The sequence below is a fragment of the Flavobacterium sp. genome, from assembly GCF_039916025.1.
Lineage (GTDB): Bacteria > Bacteroidota > Bacteroidia > Flavobacteriales > Flavobacteriaceae > Flavobacterium.
This window is the reverse complement of the sequence record NZ_JBDSMB010000103.1, coordinates 35808-42984: the sequence shown is the minus strand read 5'-3', so window position 1 is coordinate 42984 and position 7177 is coordinate 35808. Positions and strand designations below refer to the sequence as shown.

General features: G+C 37.1%; 8 protein-coding genes. 6 read left to right on the top strand and 2 right to left on the bottom strand.

Annotation, left to right across the window (positions count from 1 at the left end):
- The 6 genes from ABIQ27_RS07325 to ABIQ27_RS07300 form a co-directional block, all read left to right on the top strand.
- The coding region (locus ABIQ27_RS07325) for an efflux RND transporter permease subunit (RefSeq protein ID WP_348033148.1) at positions 1-2057 on the top strand (2057 nt) is incomplete at its 5' end.
- Positions 2058-2059: 2 nt separating this feature from the next.
- A complete protein-coding gene (locus ABIQ27_RS07320; protein WP_348033146.1) occupies positions 2060-3457 on the top strand; it encodes a TolC family protein in 1398 nt (465 codons plus the stop codon).
- A gap of 16 nt (positions 3458-3473) precedes the next feature.
- Positions 3474-3854, top strand: a complete 381-nt coding sequence (locus tag ABIQ27_RS07315) for a hypothetical protein (protein WP_348033144.1) — start codon at positions 3474-3476, stop codon at positions 3852-3854.
- Between the two features lie 12 nt (positions 3855-3866).
- A complete protein-coding gene (locus tag ABIQ27_RS07310) occupies positions 3867-4190 on the top strand; it encodes a hypothetical protein (protein ID WP_348033143.1) in 324 nt (107 codons plus the stop codon).
- 38 nt (positions 4191-4228) lie between these two features.
- The gene (locus ABIQ27_RS07305) at positions 4229-4453 is read left to right on the top strand and encodes a hypothetical protein (RefSeq protein WP_348033142.1); all 225 of its coding nucleotides are present in this window, start codon (positions 4229-4231) and stop codon (positions 4451-4453) included.
- Between the two features lie 119 nt (positions 4454-4572).
- Complete coding sequence (locus ABIQ27_RS07300) at positions 4573-5103, top strand: YceI family protein (RefSeq protein WP_348033141.1); 531 nt, start codon at positions 4573-4575, stop codon at positions 5101-5103.
- Positions 5104-5201: 98 nt separating this feature from the next.
- Here the strand turns inward: ABIQ27_RS07300 and ABIQ27_RS07295 are convergent, their stop codons facing one another.
- Both ABIQ27_RS07295 and ABIQ27_RS07290 read right to left on the bottom strand, forming a co-directional pair.
- A complete protein-coding gene (locus ABIQ27_RS07295) occupies positions 5202-5858 on the bottom strand; it encodes a response regulator transcription factor (protein WP_348033140.1) in 657 nt (218 codons plus the stop codon).
- Between the two features lie 2 nt (positions 5859-5860).
- Complete coding sequence (locus ABIQ27_RS07290) at positions 5861-6625, bottom strand: histidine kinase (protein ID WP_348033139.1); 765 nt, start codon at positions 6623-6625, stop codon at positions 5861-5863.
- Positions 6626-7177: the final 552 nt, after the last annotated feature.

Here is a 7177-nt window from a genome sequence, read left to right as displayed (position 1 = left end):
TTCCGGTTTCTATTCTGGGAACGTTTTTCTTTATGTATATTTTCGGATTCTCAGTCAACCTGCTAACCCTTTTTGCCCTGGTTTTAGCTATCGGAATTGTCGTCGATGATGCGATTGTCGTCGTCGAGGCAGTTCACGAAAAAATGCACAGTAAAAAACTTTCAGCGAAAGCTGCCACTACATCTGCCATGAGCGAAATCACCGGAGCGATTATATCAATCACTTTGGTAATGTCGGCAGTGTTCCTTCCTGTTGGATTTATGCAGGGTTCAACCGGAGTTTTCTATCGCCAGTTTGCCTTTACTTTGGCCATTGCGATTGTAATCTCAGCTGTAAATGCATTGACACTTTCTCCTGCTTTAGCTGCCTTATTCCTAAAAGATACACATCTGAATGACGGCCATAAAGGCGAAGAAGCACCGAAGAACTTTAAAGAGAAATTCTTTATCGGATTCAACTCTGGCTTTAACAAACTGACTAATAAATATGTAAACAGTCTTCGCTTTTTAATCAAAAACAAATGGTTGAGTTTTGGTGGATTGGCTGTCGTTATTGTGGCAACCGTTTATATGGTGAAAACCACACCTACAGGTTTCATCCCATCAGAAGACCAGGGATTTATTGCAATTTCATTGTCAATGCCAGCGGGTTCCTCATTGGAACGCACCAAAAATGTAATGAAAGAAGTTGAAGGAACTTTAGGCAACCTGCCATCGAAAAAAGTGCTGAATATTATTTCAGGTTTTAATATGCTAACATCTTCTACCAGTTCATCTGCCGGAGTTGCTTTCATATTATTGAAACCAACAAAAGAACGTGGTGAGCATCAGGATATCAATGACATTATGAACGATGTGCGTGGTAAACTGGCTGGGATAAAAGGTGCCAATTTCTTTGTGTTTACTTTCCCAACAGTACCGGGTTTCAACAATGTTGACGGTTTGGATATTGTACTGAAAGACAAAACCGGAGGAAGCATCAGTAAGTTCAGCGGCATCAGCACGAAGTTTATTGGCGAATTAATGAAACGTCCTGAAATTGCGTTTGCGTTTACCAGTTTCAAAGCCGATTATCCACAATTGGAAATGGAAGTTGATGATGTAAAAGCCGAACAATTAGGTGTTAGCGTGCGTGATGTTCTGCAAACCATTCAGGCTTATTATGGTAGTGCTCAGGCTTCTGATTTCAACCGATTCGGGAAATATTACCGTGTAATGGTTCAGGCCGACACAGCCGACAGAAACACACCGGCTTCGCTTAATAATATCTATGTTAAAAACAGACAAGGCGAAATGGTTCCGGTATCAACACTGGTAAAATTGGTACCTGTTAATGGTTCGGAAACAGCATCGAGATATAATCTTTTCAATTCTATTGCAGTGAATGCGATTGCAAAACCAGGATTCAGTTCAGGTGCAGCCATCAAAGCTGTTCAGGATGTTGCCGAAACACAATTACCAAAAGGCTATACTATCGAATTCTCCGGAATAACTAAAGAAGAAATTACCTCATCGGGACAATCTGCCGTGATTTTTGGACTGAGTTTACTGTTTGTGTTCTTCCTTTTGGCAGCGCAATATGAAAGCTACATTCTTCCGGGAGCAGTTTTATTATCCATCCCAACGGGAATCTTCGGAGTATTTCTTGCCATTGGCATAACCGGAATTGAAAACAATATCTATGTTCAGGTTGCCCTTATTATGCTTATCGGATTGCTCGCCAAGAATGCCATTCTGATTGTCGAATACGCCATTCAAAGAAGACGTGCCGGAAAATCATTATTGGCTTCAGCATTGGAAGCGGCCAAACTTCGTTTGCGCCCGATTATCATGACTTCGTTTGCTTTTGTTGTTGGTTTGACACCGATGATGCGCGCAACCGGACCATCAGCTTTGGGTAATCATTCGATTAGTATTGGTGCGGCTGGTGGAATGGTATCCGGAGTTTTACTTGGAATCTTTATAATTCCTGTGCTGTTCATTACGTTCCAGTATTTACACGAATTAGTTTCGGGTAAACCTTTAGCCGTAATCAATAACGAAAATAAATCAATCTAATTATGAAAAAACTATATATCGCCATCGCTTTGCTGACAGTAACTTTCAGCACAATGGCACAGAAGATCAAAGTCACAGAACCTGTACCCAATAATTACAGAAATACGACTACGACTGATACGGCTTCTATCGCAGACATCAAATGGGCGGCTTTCTTTGCCGAAAAAGATTTGGTGAAACTGATTGATAACGCTTTGACAAAAAACAATGATTTGCAGATTGCCGAAAAGAATATCAATATTGCAAGCCTGCAGTTTAGACAATCCAAATGGAATTCGGTTCCGCAGGTCAATGCTTTTGCTAATGCAACAAGTACACGTCTTTCGGATAACAGTCTGAACGGAATGAACGCAAGCCAATCTTTGGGACAGCATCATGTTGATGATTATTCGGCTGGATTGAATCTTTCATGGGAAGCAGATATCTGGGGCAAATTCAGAAACCAGAAAAAGCAGGCAAAAGCGTTGTTTTTACAATCAACAGAAGCTAAAAAAGCAACGCAAACTGCCGTTGTGGCGAATGTTTCCAAAGGGTTTTATGATTTGCTGATGCTGGATGCTCAATTGGATATTGCTAAGAAGACATTGGTTTTAAACGACAGCATTGTGTTTGTTGTAAATCTTCAGTATGAAGCTGGTCAGGTTACTTTATTAGCCAAACAGCAAACAGAAGCACAGCGATTAATCGCAGCAAAATTGATACCTGAGTTAGAGCAAAACATCCAGCTTCAGGAAAATGCTATCAGTGTTTTGAGTGGCACTTTTCCGGAAGCAAAAGAAAGAAGCAGCAACCTGAATTCGATAGTGGTACCTGAAAATCTTTCATCTGGAATTCCGGCGCAGTTATTAAGCAAAAGACCGGATGTAAAAGGCGCTGAATTAGCTTTACAGGCAGCCAATGCTAAAGTTGGAATTGCCAAAGCGTACTTCTATCCTAGTTTGAATATTACGGCAGTTGGTGGTGTAAATTCATTTGAATCGAGCAATTGGTTTACAATTCCGGCTTCCTTATTTGGTTCGGTTGCCGGTGGATTGACAGCACCACTTCTGAACAGCAAAAAAATCAGAACACAATATGAAATAGCCAAAGTGGAGCGCGACCAGACAGCCATTCAATTCAGACAAACTGTTTTGGTTGCCGTAAGCGAAGTAACGAATGCATTAGTCAAAATTGACAAACTGAAAGAACAATATACGTTAGGAAATGAACGTGTTGTAACACTTCAGAAAGCGGTTAACAATGCTAATCTTCTATTCAAAAACGGTTTGGCTACTTATATTGAAGTCATTCTGGCGCAAGGCAATTTGCTTCAGGCAGAACTCGAATTGGCTTCGCTTAAAAAAGACAGGTTAGCCGCAAATGTAGAATTATACCGTGCCTTAGGCGGCGGTTGGGAATAATTTAATTCACATCATTATGAAAAAACATATCATATTATTTCTATTAGTGTTTGGTTCCGCATTGCAGGCTCAGACGCAGGACAATTTTATCGGAAAGTGGGTTACCAATGAGGGAAATATACTTGAAATCTACATACAGGATTCGTCTTATTACGGAAAAATGGATAACAAAGTGGTACTGATTCAGATGATAAAGAAGTCGGATACCCAATTGTATGGCGGCACCTTTTATAAGGACGAATTAAAAACCGAATACGAAGCAAAGTTAAAACTAATCGATAGGAATACGCTCCGGCTGAAAGTGATGTATGGATTGTCGAGCGCAACGATTATTTGGCTTCGTACTCCTTTGATTTGGAAAGAAAAAACAAATGAGATTACTGTTATACAGCATTGAATATAACAACTAATGAAAGTAGCTGCAACATCTGAAAGACCGTTTCCAATAACCATAATCTGTGGCATTGGATTTTTATTTCTACTGTTTTCATTTCATATAAGTAATAGCAATTATTTTTTGGATGATTCTTATGCCGGATTCACTTCTATAGTAACGCTCGCAAGCCTGATTGGCATTTGGAGTATGAAGAAACTGGCGTTATACATCTATTTCAGTGTATTTATTGTCAATCAATTTGTCGCTCTTTTTTTAGGTCATTGGAGTTTGCAATCCATTTTTATACCGATAGTAATTATTGGAGTTGCCTCGCTTTACCACAACAAAATGAACTGATTTTAAAAAATATTTATAAACTATTAATCAATAAAACCATGATCAACGTATTAAGATTTAAAAAGAATTTCCTGACTGGTTTGATAAAACCGGTAGTAACAACAACTAGTTTCAGCGAAACTATTACAAATACAAAAAATGCAACGCTAAGCAAAGTCAATTCGCTGGCATATCTTGCTTATAAAAACAGAAAACAAAAAGGGTTGATTGCTAATGACAGTGAATGCCCAACGATCCTCTTTGGGGATGAATGGGCATTGTAACACACGATTGCAACTTTGCAACCTACAATTAATTTCTTAATCTAGGTTAAGTGTATAAGCGAAATACCCGCTGTACCTTTGTCGTGTAAAAATTAAATAACTAATTAAAAATAAGAATCATGACAAAATCAACATGGGCAATAGACCCAACGCATTCAGAAATAGGTTTTAAAGTAAAACACATGATGTTTACTAATGTATCCGGTAAATTCACTCAGTTTGAAGCTACTATCGAAAATGAAGACGACGCATTTGAAACTTCAAAAATCAGCTTTAGTGCTGAAGTAAATTCAGTTGACACCGGAAATGGTGATAGAGATAATCACTTAAGAGGTGCCGATTTCTTTGATGTAGAAAATTTTGCCAAACTGACATTTAACAGCACTTCAATTCAAAAAGAAAATGAAGGAGAATATAAAATCAATGGTGATTTGACAATTAAAGACGTAACCAAAAACATTACGCTGGAAGCAGAATATAGCGGATTGATGAAAGATCCATGGGGAAACACCAAAATCGGTCTGTCATTAAATGGTAAAATAAACCGTGCTGCTTTTGGCTTAACCTGGAATGCCGCATTGGAAACCGGTGGTGTATTGGTTGGTGAAGACATTAAACTAGCTTCTGAAGTACAGTTTGTGAAACAATAATTTAGATTAGTTAGACTGCTTAGATAGTTAGACTTCTTAAATTAAAATATAGATTAGGTTTTGCTCCTCATAGTTTTGAACTTTGGGGAGCATTTTTTTTATAGAAATGGTTCTGTTAGTCGGTATTTGAATGAAAACAAAACCAGCCCAACTTTTGATTTGATATTGAATCTTTCAAACATTGCGGCACGATAAGCTTCAATTGATTTTACCGAAAGATTCATCGTATCCGCCATCTGCTCATAAGTCAGTTCACGCTCATCACAGACTAAGGTTAGAAAGTCAAGCTCACGCTGTGACAAAACGATGGCATCTTTCTTTTTGCCATCGCCATTTTCATAATTCCGGATACGCTTTAGTATTTCTGAAACATTATTGTATCCGATTTTAATGATATTATCGATAGCGAATTTCAAATCGTGAGCTGTGCAGTTTTTATGCAAAAAACCTCGCGCACCATGGTGGTAAGCAGCATTGATAATTTCTTCATCAAAATGCTGTGTCAATAGTAGCACTTTGTGTTCTTCAGCTTTTTCTTCAAGCGACTTAAGGACTTCAATCCCATTCATGTGTGGCATCGAATAATCTAATATATACATATCCGGTATTGGATTCAATGGCAATGAAGCTAAAAATTCTTCTCCATTGTCATATTCATGTATGATTCTATAACTGCCCAGTTTGTGCAATAATTCCTTTAAGCCATGACGCACTATGGCATGATCATCAATAATACAAATCGTAGTGTGTTCCATATCTAATCAGGTTTAATTTCGTTAAGGGTTATCGTTGTACCTTCTCCAATTTCAGATTCAATGTTTAAGATATAATGAATGTCGAGCGCTCTGTTCTTCATACTGGTAAGTCCCATCGATATTTTATCCGGGCTTGTTTTTAAGTCAAACCCAACACCATTGTCACTAAATACCATTTCATACTCAGGCTTTGTTCGAATGGTAATATTGATGATACTCGCTTTGGAATGCTTTAGAGCATTGTTGATGCATTCCTGAAATATGCGATAAATAAATATTTTCTCATGATCTGAAAACTTTTTACTTACCAACTCCTCAAAAGAATAATGAATTGTCACTTTCTTATTTTTCTGGAGGCGTTTTATTTCAGTGGCAATAGCCTTAATCACATCCTGCTGCATAACCAATTGATTGTTCAACGAGTGGCTGATGCTTCGGATTGATTGTGATAACTGACCCACTGATTTAGAAACTGGCGCTAATGTTTTCGCCAATTCCGGCGAATCCAGTTTGAGGTTTTCTAACTGGAAATTGATACTGGTAAGCTGTTGTCCGGCATCATCGTGCAAATCCTGAGAGATATTGTTTAATACCTGTTCCTGAGTTTCGATGATGGTTGTATTCAGTGTTTTTTGAAATGCTATTTCTTTTTGATTATGCTCTTTTATTTTTTTGATATAGAGTTTGACAAGCAATACACAAAACATTACTACCAAGGTAACAAATAATAATCCAATGATAATTCCTAAAGCAATTTCCTTATTCATGCTTACTTCTTTCTTTATAAATATAAAGGTTAATTAAAGAATAGTAAATAATATTGATAAAATAACTTATTAAATTGTATAAACTGATATCTTCCCAAAGAATGGTTTCATTCAGATTTCTATTTTTAAAAGCAAAAACAAAGCTAAAGCCAATAAAAAAAAGAATAGGACTGAAAAGCAAAATGAAATTATTGTTGGTAAAAAAAGCCAAATTTTCATTCCTAAGTTGTTTAAAGCTGAGAAAAAGAAAAAATATCAGATAAAATAAAGCGCCAACTATAAACAAGAGAGGACTATCGACTTTAATAATGCTTTCAGCGATTAACAAAAGATACACTGAAAAAATAAAAAAAACCACTATCCCAATAGTTGCAAATTTCTTTGACTGCATTTCCCTTTTTATCACATACAGCCAAACTAGTGTATGGAACAATATATACAAATAGGAATTGAAAGCAATAGAGATATCATAACATTTAAAAACAGTCGAAACGATACTATTAGCAGCGCCTAATACCAACACCACTAATAGTTCCTTGTTTTTGTTAAAAA

Coding starts and splice junctions, on each gene's coding strand:
- ABIQ27_RS07320 (WP_348033146.1), top strand. CDS start 2,060: ATGAAAAAACTATATATCGCCATCGCTTTGCTGACAGTAACTTTCAGC.
- ABIQ27_RS07315 (WP_348033144.1), top strand. CDS start 3,474: ATGAAAAAACATATCATATTATTTCTATTAGTGTTTGGTTCCGCATTG.
- ABIQ27_RS07310 (WP_348033143.1), top strand. CDS start 3,867: ATGAAAGTAGCTGCAACATCTGAAAGACCGTTTCCAATAACCATAATC.
- ABIQ27_RS07290 (WP_348033139.1), bottom strand. CDS start 6,625: ATGAATAAGGAAATTGCTTTAGGAATTATCATTGGATTATTATTTGTT.
- ABIQ27_RS07300 (WP_348033141.1), top strand. CDS start 4,573: ATGACAAAATCAACATGGGCAATAGACCCAACGCATTCAGAAATAGGT.
- ABIQ27_RS07295 (WP_348033140.1), bottom strand. CDS start 5,858: ATGGAACACACTACGATTTGTATTATTGATGATCATGCCATAGTGCGT.
- ABIQ27_RS07305 (WP_348033142.1), top strand. CDS start 4,229: ATGATCAACGTATTAAGATTTAAAAAGAATTTCCTGACTGGTTTGATA.